We start from the raw sequence: 19,745 nt of genomic DNA on the forward strand, positions 1-19,745 counted from the left end.
CTGATGTGCAGGGTCTTGGGAGTGTCCCGCTCCGGCTACTACGCCTGGCGTGCCGCACGCCCGGCCGCCGAGGCACGAGCGGACCAGGAGAGCGAGCTGGTCACGGAGATCCGCAGGCTCCACACCCAGTCCCGCCGCGCCTACGGCTCCCCGAGAATCACGGCCGCACTGCGCCGCACGGGACGGCGGATCAACCGCAAGAGGGTCGAGCGGCTGATGCGCGAGCACGACCTCCGCGGCATCACGCGCCGCAGGCGCCGCAGCCTGACCCGGCCGGACAAGAAGGCCGTCTTCTCCCCTGACCTGGTCGGACGTGACTTCACCGCCGTCGAGCCCGGCACCAAGCTGGTCTCGGACATCACCTACCTGCCCACCCTTGCCGGCTGGTGGTACCTCGCCACCGTCATCGACCTGGCCACCCGGGAGGTGATCGGCTATGCGATGGCCGATCACCACCGCGCCGAGCTGGTCATCGATGCGCTGAAGATGGCCGCCGGCCGCGGGATGCTCAAGGAGGGCTGCATCGCACACTCGGACCGCGGATCCGAATACACCTCGCGCGAATACCGCGGCCAGCTACGGAAGTTGAAAATGCGGCAGAGCATGGGCAGAACGGGCTCCTGTTACGATAACGCCGCAGCCGAAAGCTTTTTCGGGCTGCTGAAAGCGGAGATCGGAACCATCGTCTGGGAGTCCCATGAGGCCGCCCGAGCTGACGTCTTCCGCTTCATCGAGGTCGAGTACAACCGCACCCGTCTACGCAAGCACCCCGTCTACGGGTACGTCACCCCACTCGAGACCAGGGCACTGACGACGCAAGACCTCGCCCCCGCAGCGTAGCCACCCGCTGTCCACGATCAGGGGGGAACTTCAGGTGCCCGGGTCATCACAGTCGAACTGCTGCTTCTGCGATCACGACGACGCTGAGAATGCCGAACGTGATCCTTACGGTCGTGGGGGTGAAGAGACGGCTCACCCCGATGCGATTCGCCGCGTAGCCGTGTACGCGCCACGCAGAGTCGCGAAGGTTGCATGCCACGATCACGCAGACGGCTGCGAAGACCAAGTCCCACGCCACCCGTACCCAAGCCACGAATACCCCTCCCTCTGGCCTCATTGTGCAGGGCGATGGACGTCACGAGCAGGAACAAGCAGGTCGGCGGAGGCTCAATGGCCGAGTCAAGGGCCGCCACGCCGGATCCTGGTACGCGGTGGTGGGGATCGGGGTGCCGGTCACCTGGAGGGTGTAGACGGTTTTGCCCTCCTTCAGGGCCCGTGCCCGAACCGGGAGCTGGGCCTTGTCCGGTACGGCTTTGACGACGCTCGCGCGCTGCCAGGCCGGGAGCCTCGCGAGTCGGGCCGCGGCTTGTTCGGAGCCCTTGAAGTGGGGGATGCGGCCGTGGACGGAGGGGTCGTGGACGGCGTCCGCGGCGGTCAGGGCGTCCCAGACCTGCGTGCGTACCGCTTGCTTGGCGTGGTCCAGGGAGTTGGCTGCCACCGGTGTCTCCTTCTCTCTCCTACGCTGCCGTCATCAGGCCGAGCAGTCTGTCGTGGACCTCCGCGACGAGGGGTTCCTGCCGCCAGGGGCGCAGTTCGCGGGCGGCTCCGAAGACGATGTTCATGCCGCCGCCTCCGCGTGTGGTCTCCAGCTCGGTGATGGCCTCGGTGAGACCGGCCGCCCCCGCCTCGACGTCGCGTTGACGGATACGGACGGGCGTAAGGTTCCCCAGCGCGATCGAGCGTGACGTTCGCCTGTCCCGTAGTTTCTCCGCGGTGCCGGCCAGCAGGGGTTTCGGCCCGTCGGTGGTTTCCGAGGGAGAGGTGGCAGGAGCCTGCGAGGCGGCCGAACCGGGTGGGCGACACCAGGTCGGCGGCCGTGCGCACCACAGGGAGGCGCCGCCGAGAGCTGATGGTGCGGATGTGCCGCTCGACAGCGCCAGTCTGTCCGTGAAGAGCCTTGTCGGATGGCACCCCCGCGGATGCATGAATCACGTGATGTGACGAGGTGTCAGGAAAACGGCTGTGTCGGTGATCATCCGCAGGAAGGATGTAAGACGCGTTGATGACCCACGAGGATTACCCCGGGAACGGTTTGCCACCAGGAAGGGAAAGCCTTGCGCATCAACCGACTTGCCGGAGTGGTCCTCGGCGCCGCGCTGTTAATGGTCACCGCGGTGCCGACGGCATCGGCCGGCACCGAAACCGCCTCGTCGACGGCCGGGTCCTTGGACCGCGCCGCTCTGCGCACCACGCTGGACGCCGTCCACGAAGCAGGCATGTACGGCAGCTACTCGTCCGTTCGTGAGGGGACCGAGCGGTGGACCGGCGCGTCCGGGCTCGCCGATGTGGACACCGGGCGTCCGGTCAAGCCCGGCATGCAGCACCGCGTGGGCAGCATCAGCAAGACGTTCACCGCAGTCGCGGTGCTCCAGCAGGTGGAACGCGGCCGGATCCGGCTCGACGCGCCGGTCGGCGAGTACCTCCCGGACCTGGTCGAGGGGGAGCGAGGCCGGGACGTGACCGTGCGGATGCTCCTCAACCACACCAGCGGGATCGGCGACTACGTTCTGGGCGCCTTCCCCTCCCTCGCCGCCGACTCCACGGCCAGCCTCGACGAAGAACGCTTCCGTTCCATCCGTCCCGAGGAACTGGTGCGGCTCGGTCTGGCGGCACCCGCCACCGGACGGCCCGGCGAGCAGCCCGGGTCGTACTCCAACACCAACTACGTGATAGCCGGGCTGCTCCTGGAGAAGGTCACCGGCCAGAACGCCGGGACGTACATCACCCGCAATGTCATGGACCGGGCCGGGCTGCACGCGACCTCCTACCCGCGCGCCCCGTACATCAAGGGCCCGCACTCCCGGATGTACGAGTCGTTCTACGGCCTGATCGACCCACCTCGTGACTACAGCGTCTACGACATGTCGTGGGCGTCCACCGCGGGTGCGATCGTCTCGACCACCGACGACCTGAACCGCTTCTACCGCGCCCTGCTGACGGGCAAGTTGATCGGACCGGCCGCCCTGGACGAGATGCTGAGCACGGTCCCCGTCGCCGCCGGCGGCATCATCGACTACGGCCTCGGCATCTACGTGATCGACCTGCCCGGCTGCGGCCGCTTCTGGGGCCATGACGGAGCGGTCTTCGGTGCCGGCACGGTCGCGTTGTCCAGCCGCGACGGCAAGCGTCAACTCGCCATGGGCTGGAACCTCATGAAGTACCAGCGCCTCAACGAGGACGGCACGGCGCTGGAGCCGAGCCCGATCGACGACGCCCTCCATGGGCACATCGTTCAGGCGCTCTGCGGGACCCCGGAGTCCCGTGAGGCGGTCGCAAGCGCCCGGCGACTGCTTCCCGAGAGTCTGCCCGGAGCGGACCTCTCTCCCGGTCAGTGGGTTCCCCGCAGCTGAGACCCGGCCCGCCCGGTGCGGACGTACGGGCGAAGCCCTTCCTCGGCGTCCCTCGCGGGGGTGTGCCGGCCGCCACTGGTCCGCACGGCAGAGCCCCCAGGTCTTTGACCTGGGGGCTCTGCCGTGGAGCGGGTGACGAGAATCGAGCTCGCGATCTCAGCTCGGAAGTGATGGCGCTTGCGTGGCTGTATGGCTGCTGACCTGGACGTATCGGTCGATGTATGGCAGCTCTGAGGGTCTGGTGGTATCGCCTGGCCTGGCGCAGGAGGAGACATGCCCGGGTGCCCGTGAACAGGGCGGACTTCACCCGTTCATAGGTGGCTACCCGAGATCAGGTTGCGGATGTTTCGCTTGTTGCGAATAATTCGGATACGACAGTGGAGGGCGTCATGAGGACTGCAACGGGCAAGAAGCTCGAACCGGGCGTGGTCGACGCAAGCGATGCGCAGCGGGCGCTGCGGCGGCTCAACGACTATCTTTCGCGCACAGCCCAGAGTGATGAGGGCATCCAGGTCCGCCTGGAAACGGGAGCCGACGACGAAGCCCTCGTCCTGCCGCGGCCCGTGGCGGAGATGTTCGCATCGATGCTGGCGGCCCTCGCCAGCGGGCAAGGCGTCCAGATCATGCCGGTCGATGCGGAGCTGACGACCCAGCAGGCCGCCGACGTGCTGAACGTCTCCCGTCCGTACTTGATCGGTCTGCTCGAGTCCGGCGAGATTCCGTTCAGGCTCGTGGGGCGTCACCGCCGTGTCCGCTTTGCCGATCTGCGCCAGTACCTGCGCGAGGACGATGCAAGGCGCAAGGACGCAGCCGACGGGCTGATGGAGATGGATCAGGAGCTGGGGCTGCTCTGACATGGCTTTTGTTGCGATCTACGATGCATGCGTCTTGTACCCGAACACGCTGCGTGACTTATTGATCCGTGTCGGTCAGAGAGGGTTCGTCCGTGCCAGATGGACCGACATGATCCTCGATGAGGTGGACCGGAACATCGCGCGGGACTACAACATCGCTCCTGAGGTCTTGGAGCGTCGAAGGTCCCTCATGAACGGGGCCGTACGCGATTGCCTGGTCATGGGCTTCGAGCCTCTCATCGAAGGGCTCAAGCTGCCCGACATGGACGACAGGCACGTGCCTGGCTGCGGCCATTCAGGCGGGCGCCCAAGTGATCGTTACGAACAACCGCAAGGACTTCCCGCCCGACTACCTGGCGAACTGGGGCATCGAACGCAGGACCGCCGATGAGTTCATGATGGATCTCATGGGGCTGGACGATCGCGTCGTCTATGCCTGCGTGCAGGAGATCGCCACCTCTCGACGGCGTCCGCCGCAGACGTTCGATGACGTGTTGGGCCAGCTGGAACGATCAGGTCTTGCCGAGTCCGTGGCCGCTCTACGTCTTGGACCGGGAGCTGTGAACTAGCGAGCTCAAGGAGCGGAGCGGAAGCGATCGGCGTGGGGTTGCTCTGTCGGACTGGTGCCCGGAGGGTTTCCTCTGAGGTCGGTTGTCTGCCGGCCTGGTGGTGGGCGCTGTGGTTCGCGCGGTAATTGAGTGTCGGTGTGGGCCCGACGCCGCCCATACTCGGTCACGTGTTCCTGACGATCAGTACCACCGGCGACCCCGAGCGCCCCGCGACCGACCTGGGCTTTCTGCTGCACAAGCATCCCGGGAAGGCGCAGGCGTTCTCCACCTCCTACGGCACGGCGCACGTCCTCTACCCCGAGGCGGACGCCGAGCGCTGCACGGCGGCGCTGCTGCTGGAGGTGGACGCGGTGACGCTGGTCCGGCGGGGCAGGGGCAAGGGGCGGGGCGGCGCGCCCGACGCCGCGCTCGCGCAGTACGTCAACGACCGCCCGTACGCGGCGTCCTCGCTGCTCGCCGTCGCGCTGAGCGCGGTCTTCTCCAGCGCGATGCGCGGTGTGTGCAAGGCCCGCCCGGAGCTGCCGGGGCAGCCGCTGCCGCTGCGCATCGAGGTACCCGCGCTGCCCGCGCGCGGCGGTTCCGCGCTGGTCGGCCGGCTCTTCGAGCCGCTCGGCTGGACGGTCACGGCCGAGCCGGTGCCCCTGGACACCGAGTTCCCGCAGTGGGGTGACTCGCGGTACGTACGCCTGGTCCTGGAGGCGGACACCCTCACCCTCGCCGAGGCCCTGCGCCACCTCTACGTCCTGCTCCCCGTCCTCGACGACGCCAAGCACTACTGGGTGGCGGCCGACGAGGTGGACAAGCTGCTGCGCGCCGGTGAGGGCTGGCTGCCCGGCCACCCGGAGCAGAAGCTGATCACCAGCCGTTACCTCACCCGGCGCTGGTCGCTGACGCGGGAGGCGATGGAACGGCTCGAGCTGGTGCGGCTGGCCGAGGCGGACGACAGTGAGGTCGAGGAGATCGACAACGCTGTGGGGGAGGACAGCGAGAGCGAGGAGAAGCCGACCCCGCTCGCCGTGCAGCGCCGGGACGCGATCGTCGCCGCGCTGCGCGCGTCCGGGGCGGCCCGGGTGCTCGACCTCGGGTGCGGGCAGGGCCAGTTGGTGCAGGAGCTGTTGCGGAACCCGGCCTTCACCGAGATCGTGGGCCTCGACGTGTCGATGCGGGCGCTCACCATCGCCTCCCGGCGGCTCAAGCTGGACCGCATGGGGGAGCGGCAGGCGGCGCGGGTGAAGCTGATGCAGGGCTCGCTGTCGTACACCGACAAGCGGCTCAAGGGGTACGACGCGGCCGTGCTCAGCGAGGTGATCGAGCACCTCGACCTGCCGAGGCTGCCCGCCCTGGAGTACGCCGTGTTCGGCGCGGCCCGCCCCCGTACGGTCCTCGTGACCACACCGAACGTCGAGTACAACGTGCGCTGGGAGAGCCTGCCCGCCGGGCACGTCCGGCACGGCGACCACCGCTTCGAGTGGACCCGTGAGGAGTTCCGCGGCTGGGCGGCCGGGGTCGCCGAACGGCACGGCTACGAGGTCGAGTTCGTGCCCGTGGGGCCGGACGACCCGGAGGTCGGACCGCCCACCCAGATGGCCGTGTTCGTGACCGTGGACAAGAAGACCGTGGACGAGAAGAAGGAGGCGAAGGCGGCATGAGCAGCGAGACCACTGTCGAAGCCCGAAGCGCCGGGGGCCGGGTTCTGCCCGTCACCGACCTTTCCCTCGTCGTCCTCGTCGGGGCCTCCGGGTCGGGCAAGTCCACCTTCGCCCGCCGGCACTTCAAGCCCACCGAGGTCATCTCCTCCGACTTCTGCCGCGGCCTGGTCGCCGACGACGAGAACGACCAGAGCGCGTCCGGGGACGCCTTCGACGTCCTGCACTACATCGCGGGCAAGCGGCTCGCCGCGGGCCGTCGCACCGTCGTCGACGCCACCAGCGTCCAGCAGGACGCCAGGCGTCAACTGATCGACTTGGCGAAGCAGTACGACGTGCTGCCGATAGCCATCGTGCTCGACGTGCCCGAGGAGGTGTGCGCCGAGCGCAACGCGGCCCGTTCCGACCGCGCGGACATGCCCCGCCGGGTCGTGCAGCGGCACATCCGCGAACTCCGCCGTTCCCTGCGGAGCCTGGAGCGCGAGGGCTTCCGCAAGGTGCACGTCCTGCGCGGTGTCGCCGAGGTCGAGGACGCCACCGTCGTCACCGAGAAGCGGTACAACGACCTCACCCACCTCACCGGGCCCTTCGACATCATCGGCGACGTCCACGGCTGCGCCACCGAACTGGAGGCGCTGCTCGGTGCGTTGGGATACGTCGACGGGGTGCACCCCGAAGGCCGCACTGCGGTGTTCGTCGGTGACCTCGTCGACCGGGGGCCGGACAGTCCGGGTGTGCTGCGGCGGGTGATGTCCATGGTGAAGTCGGGCGACGCGCTGTGCGTGCCCGGCAACCACGAGAACAAGTTCGGCCGGTACCTGAAGGGCCGCAAGGTCCAGCACACCCACGGACTTGCCGAGACCGTCGAGCAGATGGATCGGGAGAGTGAGGAATTCCGGGCTGAGGTGAGGGAGTTCGTCGACGGGCTGGTCAGTCACTACGTCCTCGACGGCGGTCGGCTGGTCGTCTGCCACGCAGGGCTGCCGGAGAAGTACCACGGCCGTACCTCCGGCCGGGTCCGCAGTCACGCCCTGTACGGCGACACCACCGGCGAGACCGACGAGTTCGGCCTGCCCGTGCGCTACCCGTGGGCCGAGGACTACCGGGGGCGGGCCGCCGTCGTCTACGGCCACACCCCGGTCCCCGAGGCGACCTGGCTGAACAACACCATCTGCCTGGACACCGGCGCCGTCTTCGGCGGCAAGCTCACCGCGCTGCGCTGGCCGGAGCGGGAACTGGTCGACGTGCCGGCCGAGCGGGTCTGGTACGAGCCGGTCCGCCCGCTGCGCGCCGAGGCCCCCGGCGGGCAGGACGGCCGTCCGCTGGACCTCGCCGACGTGCACGGCCGCCGGGCCGTGGAGACCCGGCACGCCGGCCGGGTGGCCGTGCGCGAGGAGAACGCCGCCGCCGCGCTGGAGGTCATGAGCCGCTTCGCGATCGACCCGCGGCTGCTGCCCTACCTCCCGCCGACCATGGCCCCCACGGCCACCTCCCGCCTGGACGGCTACCTGGAGCACCCGGTCGAGGCCTTCGCCCAGTACCGGGAGGACGGGGTCGAGCGTGTCGTGTGCGAGGAGAAGCACATGGGGTCGCGGGCGGTCGCCCTGGTCTGCCGGGACGCGGCCGCGGCCGCCCGGCACTTCGGCGTCGAGGACGGCCCGGCCGGATCGCTCTACACCCGTACCGGCCGCCCGTTCTTCGACGACGCCGCGGTCACCGAGGAGATCCTCGGACGGCTGCGCACGGCGATCACCGGGGCCGGGCTCTGGGACGCGCTCGAGACGGAGTGGCTGCTGCTGGACGCCGAGTTGATGCCGTGGTCGCTGAAGGCGGCCGGGCTGCTGCGCTCGCAGTACGCCGCCGTGGGCGCCGCCTCCGGCACGGTGTTCCCGGGTGCGCTGGCGGCCCTGGAGAAGGCCGCCGCCCGGGGCGTGGAGGTGAAGGAGCTCCTGGACCGCCAGCGTGAACGCGCTGACGACGCCGCCGCGTTCACCGACGCCTACCGCCGCTACTGCTGGCCCACCGAGGGACTGGACGGCGTGCGCCTCGCCCCGTTCCAGATCCTCGCCGTCCAGGGCCGCAGCCTCGCCGCGCTGCCGCACGACGAGCAGCTCGCCCTGCTCGACCGCATGGTCGAACACGACGCCACCGGCCTGCTGCGGACCACCCGCCGCCTGTACGTGGACCCCGCTGACCCGGAGTCGGTGCGGGCGGGCGTCGACTGGTGGCTGGAGATGACCGGACGCGGCGGCGAGGGCATGGTCGTCAAGCCGGTCGGCGCCCTGGTCCGCGATCCGAAGGGCCGCCTGGTGCAGCCCGGGATCAAGTGCCGGGGCCGCGAGTACCTGCGGATCATCTACGGTCCCGAGTACACGCGCCCCGAGAACCTGGCCCGGCTGCGCGGCCGGTCCCTGGGCCACAAGCGGTCCCTGGCCGTCCGCGAGTACGCGCTCGGCCTGGAGGCCCTGGACCGGCTCGCCGAGGGGGAGCCGCTGTGGCGGGTGCACGAGGCGGTCTTCGGCGTCCTGGCACTGGAGTCGGAGCCGGTCGACCCAAGGTTGTAGGGGTCCCCTGCCGTACTCCTCGCCGTCGGCCGGGGGCCCGCCACCCAGCGGGTCCCCGGTCCGCTTCCGGTCCGCTCGGACCGCCGCGCACCGGCCGGCCGGAGGCCGATTTTCGTCCCGTCCGCGCAGGGGTGAACCTTCGCACAGGCGGTCAGGATGGATACATGACCTACCACGTCGACTCCGAGGCCGGACGGCTGCGCCGCGTCATCCTGCACCGGCCCGATCTCGAGCTCAAAAGGCTCACCCCCAGCAACAAGGACGCCCTGCTCTTCGACGACGTGCTCTGGGTGCGCCGGGCGCGCGCCGAGCACGACGGGTTCGCCGACGTCCTGCGCGACCGGGGGGTCACCGTCCACCTCTTCGGTGATCTGCTCGCCTCGACGCTGGACGTCCCGGCGGCCCGCGAGCTCGTCCTGGACCGTGTCTTCGACGAGAAGGAGTACGGCCCGCTGGCCACCGACCACCTCCGCGCGGCGTTCGAGCCGCTGCCCGCGGCCGAGCTCACCGAGGCGCTGGTCGGCGGGATGACCAAGCGGGAGTTCCTGGACGTCCACCCCGAACCGACGTCCGTGCGCTTCCACGCCATGGAACTCGACGACTTCCTGCTCCGCCCGCTGCCCAACCACCTCTTCACCCGGGACACCTCCGCCTGGATCTACGACGGCGTCTCCATCAACGCCATGCGGTGGCCCGCCCGGCAGCGCGAGACCGTGCACTTCGAGGCGATCTACCGGCACCACCCGCTGTTCCGCGGGGAGGACTTCCACGTCTGGTCCGAGGGGCAGGCCGACTACCCGTCCACCATCGAGGGCGGGGACGTCCTGGTCATCGGCAACGGCGCGGTGCTGATCGGCATGAGCGAGCGGACCACCCCGCAGGCCGTGGAGATGCTCGCGCACAAGCTGTTCGCCGCCGGTTCCGCCGAGACCATCGTCGCCCTCGACATGCCGAAGAGGCGCGCCGTCATGCACCTGGACACGGTGATGACGATGATCGACGGCGACACCTTCACCCAGTACGCCGGCCTCGGCATGCTCCGTTCGTACACCATCGAACCCGGTGCCGGGGACAAGGAGCTCAAGGTCACCGACCATCCGCCGGAGCACATGCACCGGGCCATCGCCGCCGCGCTCGGGCTCAGCGAGATCCGGGTGTTGACCGCGACCCAGGACGTCCACGCGGCCGAGCGCGAGCAGTGGGACGACGGCTGCAACGTCCTGGCCGTGGAGCCGGGCGTGGTCGTCGCCTACGAGCGCAACGCCACCACCAACACGCACCTGCGCAAGCAGGGCATCGAGGTGATCGAGATCCCCGGCAGCGAACTCGGCCGGGGGAGGGGCGGACCGCGCTGCATGAGCTGTCCGGTCGAGCGGGACGCGGTGCAGGGGTAGGGGGCAGGGATGCCGACAGGTGTTTGCATATAAATTCTGAGATTCGTATAGAGTTCCAGATGTCCCCTGTACCTGCATCTCTGGAGCGCCCCATGGCGACAGTCCCGACCGCCCTCGCCGGCCGCCACTTCCTCAAGGAGGTGGACTTCACCGCGCAGGAGTTCCTCGGCCTGCTCGACCTGGCCGCGGAGCTGAAGGCCGCCAAGAAGGCCGGGACCGAGACCCGGTACCTCCGGGGCAGGAACATCGCGCTGATCTTCGAGAAGGCCTCGACGCGCACCCGCTGCGCCTTCGAGGTGGCCGCCGCCGACCAGGGCGCCTCCACGACGTACATCGACCCGAGCGGCTCGCACATCGGCAAGAAGGAGTCCGCGAAGGACACCGCGCGGGTGCTCGGCCGGATGTTCGACGCGATCGAGTTCCGGGGCGACGCGCAGTCCACCGTGGAGACCCTCGCCGAGCACGCGGGCGTGCCCGTCTACAACGGCCTGACCGACGACTGGCACCCCACCCAGATGCTCGCCGACGTGCTCACCATGACCGAGCACGGCGGCGGGAAGCCGGTCACGGAGATCTCCTTCGCCTACCTCGGCGACGCTCGCTTCAACATGGGCAACTCCTACCTCGTCACCGCGGCCCTGCTGGGCATGGACGTGCGGATCGTCGCCCCGAAGACGTACTGGCCCGCCCAGGAGGTCGTCGACCGGGCGCGGGCGCTCGCGGAGTCCAGCGGGGCCCGGATCACGCTCACCGAGGAGATCGCCGAGGGGGTCGCGGGCGTCGACTTCGTCGCCACCGACGTCTGGGTCTCCATGGGGGAGCCCCAGGAGGTCTGGGACGAGCGGATCGCCGCCCTCGCGCCGTACGCGGTGACCATGGACGTGCTCCGGGCCACCGGCAACCCCGGCGTCCGCTTCCTGCACTGCCTGCCGGCCTTCCACGACCTGGGCACCCTGGTCGGGCGCGAGGTGCACGAGAAGCACGGGCTGGAGTCGCTGGAGGTGACCGACGAGGTGTTCGAGTCGGAGCACTCGGTCGTCTTCGACGAGGCGGAGAACCGGATGCACACGATCAAGGCGGTCCTGGTGGCGACCCTGGCCTGAGGCCGGGACGGGCCGGCGCCGGCGTTCTCGGGCGGTCCGGCGCCGATTCAGGCGGGCCGGCGCTGGCGCGGCACCGCCGACAGCCGGAACCACACCGCCTTGCCGGTCTCGGTGAGGCGGTGGCCGCACGACGAGCTCAGGGCGCGGATCAGCAGCAGCCCCCGACCGTGCTCCTGCCAGGGGTCCGGAGCCTCGAGGGTGGGGCGGGTCAGGTCGCCGGGCGGGGCCGGGTCGCCGTCGTGCACCTCGACCTGGCAGCCGGTCGGCAACAGCTCCACCACCAGCTCGATCGGCGTGTTCCCGGAGGTGTGCTCCACCGCGTTGGCCACCAGCTCGGCGGTGAGCAGCTCCGCCGTGTCGCTGTCCGCGGCGTGCCGCCGTTCGGCCAGCGCCGTACGGACCAGAGCACGGGCGACGGGCACGGCCGCGGTGGTGTGCGGCAGTGCGACGCGCCAGGAGGGGGAGGTCAGGGATTCGTGCACGTGGGTCCGATCGGGGAGAGCAGGCAGGCGGTCCTGCTTTCAATCACTCAATCGTACGGGGCGCCCTCCGGACCCTTTCAGGGGCACCCGGATCCATCTGTCGCGCACTCGTGACGACAGTCAGAGATGGATGATAGCTTCGCGGGGTAGAGCTCAGTGAGCAGGGCAGCAGCCGCAGGGCGACACCGCGCGGCGCGCCCGCCCGAGGAGGCCGCCCTCATGAGTCCCTTCACCGGCTCCGCCGCCCGCACCCCCCGCTGGGAGCATCTGCGCGTCGACCTCGCCGACGGCGTCGCCACCGTCACCCTCGCCCGCCCCGACAAGCTCAACGCGCTCACCTTCGGCGCCTACGCCGACCTGCGCGACCTGCTCGCCGAGCTGTCCCGGGAGCGGGCGGTGCGGGCCCTGGTGCTGGCCGGGGAGGGGCGCGGCTTCTGCTCCGGCGGCGACGTCGACGAGATCATCGGCGCGACCCTCGGCATGGACACCGCCCAGCTCCTCGACTTCAACCGGATGACCGGGCAGACCGTACGGGCGATCCGGGAGTGCCCGTTCCCGGTGATCGCCGCGGTGCACGGGGTCGCGGCGGGCGCGGGGGCCGTGCTCGCCCTGGCGGCGGACTTCCGGGTCGCCGACCCCACCGCCCGCTTCGCCTTCCTCTTCACCCGGGTCGGCCTGTCCGGCGGTGACATGGGCGCCGCCTATCTGCTGCCCCGGGTGGTCGGCCTCGGCCACGCCACCCGGCTGCTGATGCTCGGCGAACCGGTCCGGGCGCCCGAGGCCGAGCGGATCGGCCTGATCAGCCTCCTCGCCGACGACGGCGGGGCCGGCGAGGCCGCCCAGGCGCTAGCCCACCGCCTGGCCGACGGCCCGGCGCTGGCGTACGCCCAGACCAAGGCGCTGCTCACGGCCGAACTGGACATGCCCCTGGCCGCCGCCGTCGAGCTGGACGCCGCCACCCAGGCCCTGCTCATGAACGGCGAGGACTACGCCGAGTTCCACGCGGCCTTCACCGAGAAGCGCTCCCCGAAATGGCGGGGACGGTAGCCGTGACGGGCCCCACGGCCGGGACGGACCCCGCAGCCGTGCCCGGCCCCCGCGCCCGGAGGGTCGCGGTGATCGGGGGAGGGCCCGGCGGCCTGTACGCGGCGGCGCTGCTCAAACGCCTCGACCCCGCGCGCGAGGTCACCGTCTGGGAGCGCAACGCCCCCGACGACACCTTCGGCTTCGGCGTCGTCCTGTCCGACGAGACCCTCGGCGGCATCGAGCACGCCGACCCGGTGGTCCACGCGGCGCTCCGGTCGGACTTCGTCCGCTGGGACGACATCGACATCGTCCACCGCGGGGTGCGCCACACCTCCGGCGGCCACGGCTTCGCCGCCCTCGGCCGGCGCCGGCTGCTGGAGATCCTGCACGAGCGCTGCCGCTCCCTCGGCGTCGACCTGCGCTTTCGCGCCGAGGCGCCGGACCCCGCGCACCTGGCCCGGACGTACGACCTGGTGGTGGCCGCCGACGGGGTGCACAGCGGCACCCGCGCCGCCTTCGCGGACGTCTTCCGCCCCCGGATCACCGAGCACCGCTGCCGCTACATCTGGCTGGCCGCGGACTTCGCCTTCGACGCCTTCCGCTTCGAGATCGCCGAGACCCCGCACGGCGTGATGCAACTGCACGGCTACCCCTTCTCCGCCGGCGCCTCCACGGTGATCGTCGAGATGCGCGAGGAGGTGTGGCGGGCCGCCGGGTTCGGTGAACTCGACGAGGAGCAGTCGATCGAGCGCTGCGCCAAGATCTTCGCCGACGCCCTCGGCGGCCGTCCGCTGCGGTCCAACAAGTCCACGTGGACGACCTTCCGCACGGTCGTCAACGACCGCTGGTCGCACGGCAACGTCGTGCTGCTCGGCGACGCCGCCCACACCGCCCACTTCTCCATCGGCTCCGGCACCAAGCTCGCCGTCGAGGACGCCCTGGCCCTGGCCGCCTGTCTACGCGAACACCCCACGCTGCACGCCGCGTTGCACGCGTACGAGACGGAACGGCGGCCCGTGGTCACCTCCACCCAGCGGGCGGCGCGGGCCAGCCTGGAGTGGTTCGAGGACCTGGAGCTGTACCTCGCGGAGCCGCCCCGGCAGTTCGCCTTCAACCTGCTCACCCGCAGCCGCCGGGTCACCCACGACAACCTGCGCCTGCGTGACGCCCGCTTCACCGGGGCCGTGGAGCGCGAGTTCGGCTGCCCGCCCGGCACGCCCCCGATGTTCACCCCGCTGCGACTGCGCGAACTGACCCTGCGCAACCGGGTCGTCGTCTCCCCCATGGACATGTACTCGGCCGCCGACGGCGTCCCCGGCGACTTCCACCTCGTCCATCTGGGCGCCCGTGCGCTGGGCGGAGCCGGGCTGGTCATGACGGAGATGGTGTGCGTGAGCGCCGAGGGACGCATCACGCCCGGCTGCGCCGGTCTCTACACCGACGGTCAGGCCGCGGCATGGCGGCGGATCACCGACTTCGCGCACACCGCGGCGCCCGGCACCGCGATCGGCGTGCAGCTCGGCCACAGCGGCCGCAAGGGCTCGACCAAGCTGATGTGGGAGGGCATGGACGAGCCGCTGGACACCGGCAACTGGCCCCTCGTCGCCGCCTCCCCCCTGCCCTACCGGCCGGACAGCCAGACCCCGCACGAACTGACCGTCGCCCAACTCGACGACATTCGCGATCAGTTCACCTCGGCGGCCGAACGGGCCGCGCACGCCGGGTTCGACCTGCTCGAACTGCACTGCGCCCACGGCTATCTGCTCTCCGGCTTCCTCTCCCCGCTGACCAACCACCGCACCGACGCCTACGGCGGCCCGCTCGAGCACCGGCTCCGCTTCCCGCTGGAGGTCTTCGACGCCGTCCGCGCGGTGTGGCCGGCGGAGCGGCCCGTGACCGTCCGCCTCTCCGCCACCGACTGGGCCGACGGCGGCACCACGGCCGAGGACGCCGTCGCCATCGCCCGTGCCTTCGCCGCGCACGGCGCCGACGCGATCGACGTGTCCACCGGGCAGGTGGTGTCCGACGAGAAGCCGGAGTTCGGCCGTTCCTACCAGACGCCGTTCGCCGACCGCATCCGCCACCGCGCCGGTGTCCCGGTGATCGCCGTCGGCGCGATCTCCTCCTGGGACGACGTCAACTCGCTGATCCTGGCCGGGCGTGCGGACCTGTGCGCGCTGGCCCGCCCCCACCTCTACGACCCGCACTGGACCCTGCACGCGGCGGCCGAGCAGGGCTACGAGGGGGAGGGCGTCGCCTGGCCCGCGCCCTACCTGGCCGGCCGCCGGCCCCCGCGGACCGGCCGCACGGACGCCCCCCGGCCCCGGCTGACCCTGGGCGGCTGAGGAGACGGGGCCGGCCTGCGGGGTCACAGTCCGGCGAAGTCGGCCCCCGCGTCCCGCAGGCGCTCGTGCAGTCCCCGGAAGACGCTCGCCGACCGGGCTCCCGGCCAGTCGGCGGGCAGCAGGCCGGCGGGCAGGCCCGGGTCGGTGTAGGGGAGGTGGCGCCAGGAGTCGAGGGCGAGGAGGTAGTCGCGGTAGGCCTCCTCGGGCGGGGTGTCCGCACGCCCCCGCCAGGCGTCCAGCACCCGCGCGTGGCGCTCCAGGAACGCCTCGTGCTCCTTCGCGATCCCCTCGAGGTCCCACCAGCGGGCGACCGCCTCGGCGGTGGGCGCGTAACCGAGGTGCTCACCGCGGAAGAAGTCGACGTAACCGTCCAGCCGCAGCCGCTGGAGGGTGTGCCGGGTCTCCTCGTACAGCCGGGCGGGCGCGATCCACACACCGGGCGCGGCGGTGCCGAAACCGAGGCCGGACAGACGGGAGCGCAGCAGGTGCCGCTTCTGGCGCTCGGACTCCGGCACGGAGAACACCGCGAGCACCCAGCCCTCGTCGCCGGGGGCGGCGGTCGCGTAGATGCGGCGGTCGCCGTCCTCCAGCAACTGGCGCGCGTCCGGTGACAGTTCGTAGCCGGCCGCGCCCTGCGCGGTGCGGGCCGGGAGGAGCAGCCCGCGCCGCTTGAGCCGGGACACCGAGGACCGCACGGAGGGGGCGTCGACGCCGACCGCGGCCAGCAGCCGGATCAGCTCGGCGACGGGTACGGGGCCCGGCACGAAGCGGCCGTAGGCGCCGTAGAGCGTGACGATGAGAGACCTCGGAGCGGGCTGCGCGGACTGGTCGGACACGTTGATCATCTTAGGTCGTCCTGATCTACCCGGGCTCCCGGCACCGGTGTCATCCCTGGTCAGCTCCCGTTCTGGCGGCGGCGCGCAGGCGGAACCGCTGGAGTTTGCCGGTCGCGGTGCGCGGCAGCGCGTCCAGGAAGACGATCTCGCGCGGGCACTTGTACGGCGCGAGCTCCGACTTCACGAAGGCGCGCAGGGCCTCCGCGTCCCGCTCGGCGCCCTCCCTGAGGACCGCGTACGCCACCACGACCTGGCCGCGCCTCTCGTCGGGCCGCCCGACCACCGCCGCCTCCAGGACGTCCGCGTGGCGCAGCAGGGCGTCCTCGACCTCGGGGCCCGCGATGTTGTACCCGGCCGAGACGATCATGTCGTCGGCGCGGGCGACATAGCGGAAGTAGCCGTCGGGCTCGCGGACATAGGTGTCGCCGGTGACGTTCCAGCCGCCGCGCACGTACTCCCGCTGGCGCGGATCGGCGAGGTAGCGGCAGCCGACGGGCCCGCACACCGCGAGCAGCCCCGGCTCGCCGTCGGGCACGGGAACGCCGTGGGCGTCCTGCACGCGCGCCCGCCATCCGGGGACCGGGACTCCCGTGGTCCCGGGTCTGATCCGTTCGTCGGCGGCGGAGATGAAGATGTGCAGCAGTTCGGTGGCGCCGATGCCGTTGATGACCCGCAGCCCGGTGCGCTCGTGCCAGGCCCGCCAGGTCGCCGCCGGCAGGTTCTCGCCCGCCGAGACGCAGCGCCGCAGCGACGAGATGTCGGGTCCGCCGCGACCGTCGTGTCCGCCGCGACCGTCGTGTCCGCCGTGCCCGTCGAGGGTGTCGAGCATCGCCCGGTAGGCGGTGGGCGCGGTGAACAGCACCGACACCCGGTGCTCGGCGATCGCGGTCAACAGCTGTGCGGGACGGGCCTGTTCGAGCAGCAGCGCGCTGGCGCCCGCCCGCAGCGGGAAGACCACGAGACCGCCCAGGCCGAAGGTGAAGCCGAGCGGCGGACTGCCGGCGAACACGTCGTCCGCCTCCGGCCGCAGGACGTGCCGGGAGAAGGTGTCCGCGATCGCGAGCACGTCCCGGTGGAAGTGCATACAGCCCTTGGGGCGGCCGGTGGTGCCCGAGGTGAAGGCGATCAGCGCCACGTCGTCCGCCGCGGTGTCCACGGCCTCGTACGGCGTGCCGGGCGCCGGACGGTTCAGCAGGTCGTCCGGGGCGTCACCGCCGTACGGGGTGATCCGCAGGCCCGGGACCTCCGCCTTGGCGAGGTCGTCGACGGACCGGACGTCGCACAGCGCGTGCCGTACGGCGGCGATCTCGCAGACGGTGCTCAGCTCGTGCGGACGCTGCTGGGCCAGAACGGTGACGGCGACCGCGCCCGCCTTGAGCACCGCCAGCCAGCAGGCGGCCAGCCAGGGCGTGGTGGGGCCGCGCAGCAGCACCCGGTTGCCGGGGACGATGCCGAGCTCGCCGGTGAGGACGTGCGCGAGCCGGTCCACACGGGCGCGCAGCTCGCCGTACGTCCACACGCCGCCGTCGGGGGTGCGGAACGCCGGGCGGCCGTCCGGCGGGCCGTGCAGCAGCTCGGCGGCGCAGTTCAGCCGTTCGGGGTAGTCCAGCTCCGGCAGGTCGAAGCGGAGTTCGGGCCACTGGCCGGGTGGCGGGAGGTGGTCGCGGGCGAAGGTGTCGAGGTGCCCGGTGGGGTGCGGGTGCCCGGTGGGGTGCGGGTGCCCGGTGGCCCGTGGATTCATGACGGTTCGCCCCCTCGGTGTGGTGGGCTCGCCTCAGGAGCGTATCGCGTTGATGACGACAGTCAACGGTTCGCGATAGCCTGGCGGGGTCCACTCGGACGCGCCTCCGGACGGGCCTCGTCGGGCGCGGGGAGGGAAGGGACCGGCGATGACCGCATTCTCGCTCGAACCGGAACAACTCGCCTGGTGCGAACGGCTGCGCGCGCTGGCCGCCGAGCGTCTGCGCCCGCTCGCCGAGAAGGGCGAACCGGGCCGGGTCAACCGGCCCCTCGTCGCCGAACTCGGCGCCCTCGGCCTGCTGCCCCGCCTGTTCACCTCCGGCGCGCTCGACCTGTGCCTGATGCGCGAGTCCCTGGCCCACGGCTGCACCGAGGCGGAGACCGCCCTCGCGCTCCAGGGCCTGGGCGCCCACCCCGTGCACACCCACGGCGCCGAGGAGTTGCGGGCCCGCTGGCTGCCCCGGGTGGCGGACGGCACGGCGGTCACGGCGTTCGCGCTCAGCGAGCCGGCAGCCGGCTCGGACGCGGCGGCGCTCTCCCTGGCCGCCGACCCGGACGGCCCCGGCCGCTGGCGGCTCACCGGCGAGAAACGCTGGATCTCCAACGCGCCCGAGGCCGACTTCTACACCGTCTTCGCCCGCACCACCCCCGGCGCCGGCGCCCGCGGCGTGACCGCCTTCCTGGTGCCCGCCGACCGCCCGGGCCTCACCGGCACCGCCCTCGACATGCTCTCCCCGCACCCCGTCGGAGCCCTCACCCTCGACGCCGTACCGGTGAGCGCCGACGACCTGCTCGGCGAGGTGGACCGCGGCTTCCGGGTCGCCATGGGCACCCTCAACCTGTTCCGGCCCAGCGTCGGCGCGTTCGCGGTCGGCATGGCGCGGGCGGCGCTGGACGCCACCCTCGAACACACCGCCGACCGCGAGGCGTTCGGCGGCCGGTTGAGCGAGCTGCAGGCGGTGTCCCACCAGGTCGCCGAGATGGCCCTGCGCACGGAGTCGGCCCGCCTGATGGTGTACGCGGCCGCCGCGGCGTACGACGCGGGCGCCCCCGACGTCCCCCGCCGCGCCGCCATGGCCAAGCTGCTGGCCACCGAGACCGCGCAGTACGTCGTCGACCGGGCCGTCCAACTGCACGGCGCGCGGGCCCTGCAACGCGGGCACCTGCTCGAACACCTCTACCGGGAGGTCCGCGCACCCCGCGTCTACGAGGGGGCCAGCGAGGTCCAACGGGACATCATCGCCAAGGAGTTGTACAAGAGCCTGGAGGGCCGATGACCACCGAGCGCGTCAACCCGCCCGACCTGTGTCCCCCGGCAGGCTTCTCGCACGCCGTCGTCGCCACCGGCTCCCGGGCGGTGTTCCTGGCCGGCCAGACCGCCCTCGACGGCGACGGAAAGGTCGTCGGCGACACCCTGCCCGAGCAGTTCACCCGGGCCCTCGCCAACCTCCTCACCGCCCTGCGCGCCGCCGGCGGCGCCCCGGCCGACCTGGCCCGCGTCACCGTCTACGCCACCGACGTCGCCGCGTACCGCGCCCACGCCCGCGAGCTCGGCCGCGTCTGGCGGCGACTGGCCGGCGCCCACTACCCCGCGATGGCGGTGGTCGAGGTCGCCCGCCTGTGGGACGAGCAGGCGATGGTGGAACTCGACGGCTTCGCCCTGCTGCCCTGACCTCCTGCGGCCCTGAGCCCCTGCCGCCCCCGACCTCGCGGTGCGGCGGCCGGTCCCTCCGATGGCCGGTGCCGACTCGCCACCGAAGGGGGTAAGGATCACCG

At 71.6% G+C, this 19,745-nt stretch carries 16 protein-coding genes; 12 read left to right on the forward strand and 4 right to left on the reverse strand.

Features of this window, described 5'->3' with window-relative positions; genetic code table 11:
* Positions 1-840: IS3 family transposase (locus ACWEQO_RS23965; protein ID WP_452985168.1), on the forward strand; the 840-nt coding region annotated here is incomplete at its 5' end.
* A gap of 295 nt (positions 841-1,135) precedes the next feature.
* On the opposite strand, the gene ACWEQO_RS23970 is transcribed toward ACWEQO_RS23965, so the two are convergent.
* The gene (locus tag ACWEQO_RS23970; RefSeq protein ID WP_452985169.1) at positions 1,136-1,498 is read right to left on the reverse strand and encodes a hypothetical protein; all 363 of its coding nucleotides are present in this window, start codon (positions 1,496-1,498) and stop codon (positions 1,136-1,138) included.
* A 616-nt stretch (positions 1,499-2,114) separates the two neighbouring features.
* Here ACWEQO_RS23970 and ACWEQO_RS23975 point away from each other — a divergent pair.
* The 7 genes from ACWEQO_RS23975 to argF all read left to right on the forward strand — a co-directional run bounded on the left by ACWEQO_RS23975 (position 2,115) and on the right by argF (position 11,540).
* The gene (locus ACWEQO_RS23975; RefSeq protein WP_452985170.1) at positions 2,115-3,410 is read left to right on the forward strand and encodes a serine hydrolase domain-containing protein; all 1,296 of its coding nucleotides are present in this window, start codon (positions 2,115-2,117) and stop codon (positions 3,408-3,410) included.
* Positions 3,411-3,799: 389 nt separating this feature from the next.
* Positions 3,800-4,264, forward strand: a complete 465-nt coding sequence (locus ACWEQO_RS23980) for a helix-turn-helix domain-containing protein (RefSeq protein ID WP_361453230.1) — start codon at positions 3,800-3,802, stop codon at positions 4,262-4,264.
* A 311-nt stretch (positions 4,265-4,575) separates the two neighbouring features.
* Positions 4,576-4,833, forward strand: a complete 258-nt coding sequence (locus ACWEQO_RS23985; RefSeq protein ID WP_361453233.1) for a hypothetical protein — start codon at positions 4,576-4,578, stop codon at positions 4,831-4,833.
* A gap of 167 nt (positions 4,834-5,000) precedes the next feature.
* Positions 5,001-6,482, forward strand: a complete 1,482-nt coding sequence (locus ACWEQO_RS23990) for a 3' terminal RNA ribose 2'-O-methyltransferase Hen1 (protein WP_452985171.1) — start codon at positions 5,001-5,003, stop codon at positions 6,480-6,482.
* Complete coding sequence (locus ACWEQO_RS23995) at positions 6,479-9,043, forward strand: polynucleotide kinase-phosphatase (protein WP_452985172.1); 2,565 nt, start codon at positions 6,479-6,481, stop codon at positions 9,041-9,043. Before ACWEQO_RS23990 ends, ACWEQO_RS23995 begins: the two co-directional genes overlap by 4 nt.
* Positions 9,044-9,207: 164 nt before the next feature.
* Complete coding sequence (locus ACWEQO_RS24000; protein WP_361453242.1) at positions 9,208-10,437, forward strand: arginine deiminase; 1,230 nt, start codon at positions 9,208-9,210, stop codon at positions 10,435-10,437.
* A 92-nt stretch (positions 10,438-10,529) separates the two neighbouring features.
* Positions 10,530-11,540, forward strand: coding sequence for an ornithine carbamoyltransferase (argF, locus tag ACWEQO_RS24005; RefSeq protein WP_361453245.1), 1,011 nt, complete (start codon positions 10,530-10,532; stop codon positions 11,538-11,540).
* A 47-nt stretch (positions 11,541-11,587) separates the two neighbouring features.
* Here the strand turns inward: argF and ACWEQO_RS24010 are convergent, their stop codons facing one another.
* Positions 11,588-12,022, reverse strand: a complete 435-nt coding sequence (locus tag ACWEQO_RS24010; protein WP_361453248.1) for an ATP-binding protein — start codon at positions 12,020-12,022, stop codon at positions 11,588-11,590.
* A gap of 219 nt (positions 12,023-12,241) precedes the next feature.
* Here ACWEQO_RS24010 and ACWEQO_RS24015 point away from each other — a divergent pair, with 219 nt between their 5' ends.
* A complete protein-coding gene (locus ACWEQO_RS24015; RefSeq protein WP_361453251.1) occupies positions 12,242-13,069 on the forward strand; it encodes an enoyl-CoA hydratase family protein in 828 nt (275 codons plus the stop codon).
* On the forward strand, positions 13,054-15,393 hold the full coding sequence (locus ACWEQO_RS24020) for a bifunctional salicylyl-CoA 5-hydroxylase/oxidoreductase (RefSeq protein WP_452985173.1): 2,340 nt from the start codon (positions 13,054-13,056) through the stop codon (positions 15,391-15,393). Before ACWEQO_RS24015 ends, ACWEQO_RS24020 begins: the two co-directional genes overlap by 16 nt.
* A 23-nt stretch (positions 15,394-15,416) precedes the next feature.
* On the opposite strand, the gene ACWEQO_RS24025 is transcribed toward ACWEQO_RS24020, so the two are convergent.
* Together ACWEQO_RS24025 and ACWEQO_RS24030 are read right to left on the reverse strand one after the other, a co-directional pair.
* Positions 15,417-16,238, reverse strand: coding sequence for a PaaX family transcriptional regulator (locus ACWEQO_RS24025; protein ID WP_452985174.1), 822 nt, complete (start codon positions 16,236-16,238; stop codon positions 15,417-15,419).
* A 40-nt stretch (positions 16,239-16,278) separates the two neighbouring features.
* A complete protein-coding gene (locus ACWEQO_RS24030; RefSeq protein ID WP_452985175.1) occupies positions 16,279-17,970 on the reverse strand; it encodes an AMP-binding protein in 1,692 nt (563 codons plus the stop codon).
* 148 nt (positions 17,971-18,118) lie between these two features.
* On the opposite strand from ACWEQO_RS24030, the gene ACWEQO_RS24035 reads away from it, so the two are divergent.
* Together ACWEQO_RS24035 and ACWEQO_RS24040 are read left to right on the forward strand one after the other, a co-directional pair.
* Positions 18,119-19,246, forward strand: coding sequence for an acyl-CoA dehydrogenase family protein (locus ACWEQO_RS24035; protein WP_452985176.1), 1,128 nt, complete (start codon positions 18,119-18,121; stop codon positions 19,244-19,246).
* On the forward strand, positions 19,243-19,641 hold the full coding sequence (locus ACWEQO_RS24040) for a RidA family protein (RefSeq protein WP_452985177.1): 399 nt from the start codon (positions 19,243-19,245) through the stop codon (positions 19,639-19,641). Before ACWEQO_RS24035 ends, ACWEQO_RS24040 begins: the two co-directional genes overlap by 4 nt.
* Positions 19,642-19,745 lie beyond the last annotated feature (104 nt).

Source organism: Streptomyces sp. NPDC004051, assembly GCF_053604275.1.

Coding starts and splice junctions, on each gene's coding strand:
- ACWEQO_RS24035 (WP_452985176.1), top strand. CDS start 18,119: ATGACCGCATTCTCGCTCGAACCGGAACAACTCGCCTGGTGCGAACGG.
- ACWEQO_RS23980 (WP_361453230.1), top strand. CDS start 3,800: ATGAGGACTGCAACGGGCAAGAAGCTCGAACCGGGCGTGGTCGACGCA.
- argF (WP_361453245.1), top strand. CDS start 10,530: ATGGCGACAGTCCCGACCGCCCTCGCCGGCCGCCACTTCCTCAAGGAG.
- ACWEQO_RS24015 (WP_361453251.1), top strand. CDS start 12,242: ATGAGTCCCTTCACCGGCTCCGCCGCCCGCACCCCCCGCTGGGAGCAT.
- ACWEQO_RS23995 (WP_452985172.1), top strand. CDS start 6,479: ATGAGCAGCGAGACCACTGTCGAAGCCCGAAGCGCCGGGGGCCGGGTT.
- ACWEQO_RS24025 (WP_452985174.1), bottom strand. CDS start 16,238: ATGATCAACGTGTCCGACCAGTCCGCGCAGCCCGCTCCGAGGTCTCTC.
- ACWEQO_RS24000 (WP_361453242.1), top strand. CDS start 9,208: ATGACCTACCACGTCGACTCCGAGGCCGGACGGCTGCGCCGCGTCATC.
- ACWEQO_RS24040 (WP_452985177.1), top strand. CDS start 19,243: ATGACCACCGAGCGCGTCAACCCGCCCGACCTGTGTCCCCCGGCAGGC.
- ACWEQO_RS24020 (WP_452985173.1), top strand. CDS start 13,054: ATGGCGGGGACGGTAGCCGTGACGGGCCCCACGGCCGGGACGGACCCC.
- ACWEQO_RS24030 (WP_452985175.1), bottom strand. CDS start 17,970: ATGAATCCACGGGCCACCGGGCACCCGCACCCCACCGGGCACCCGCAC.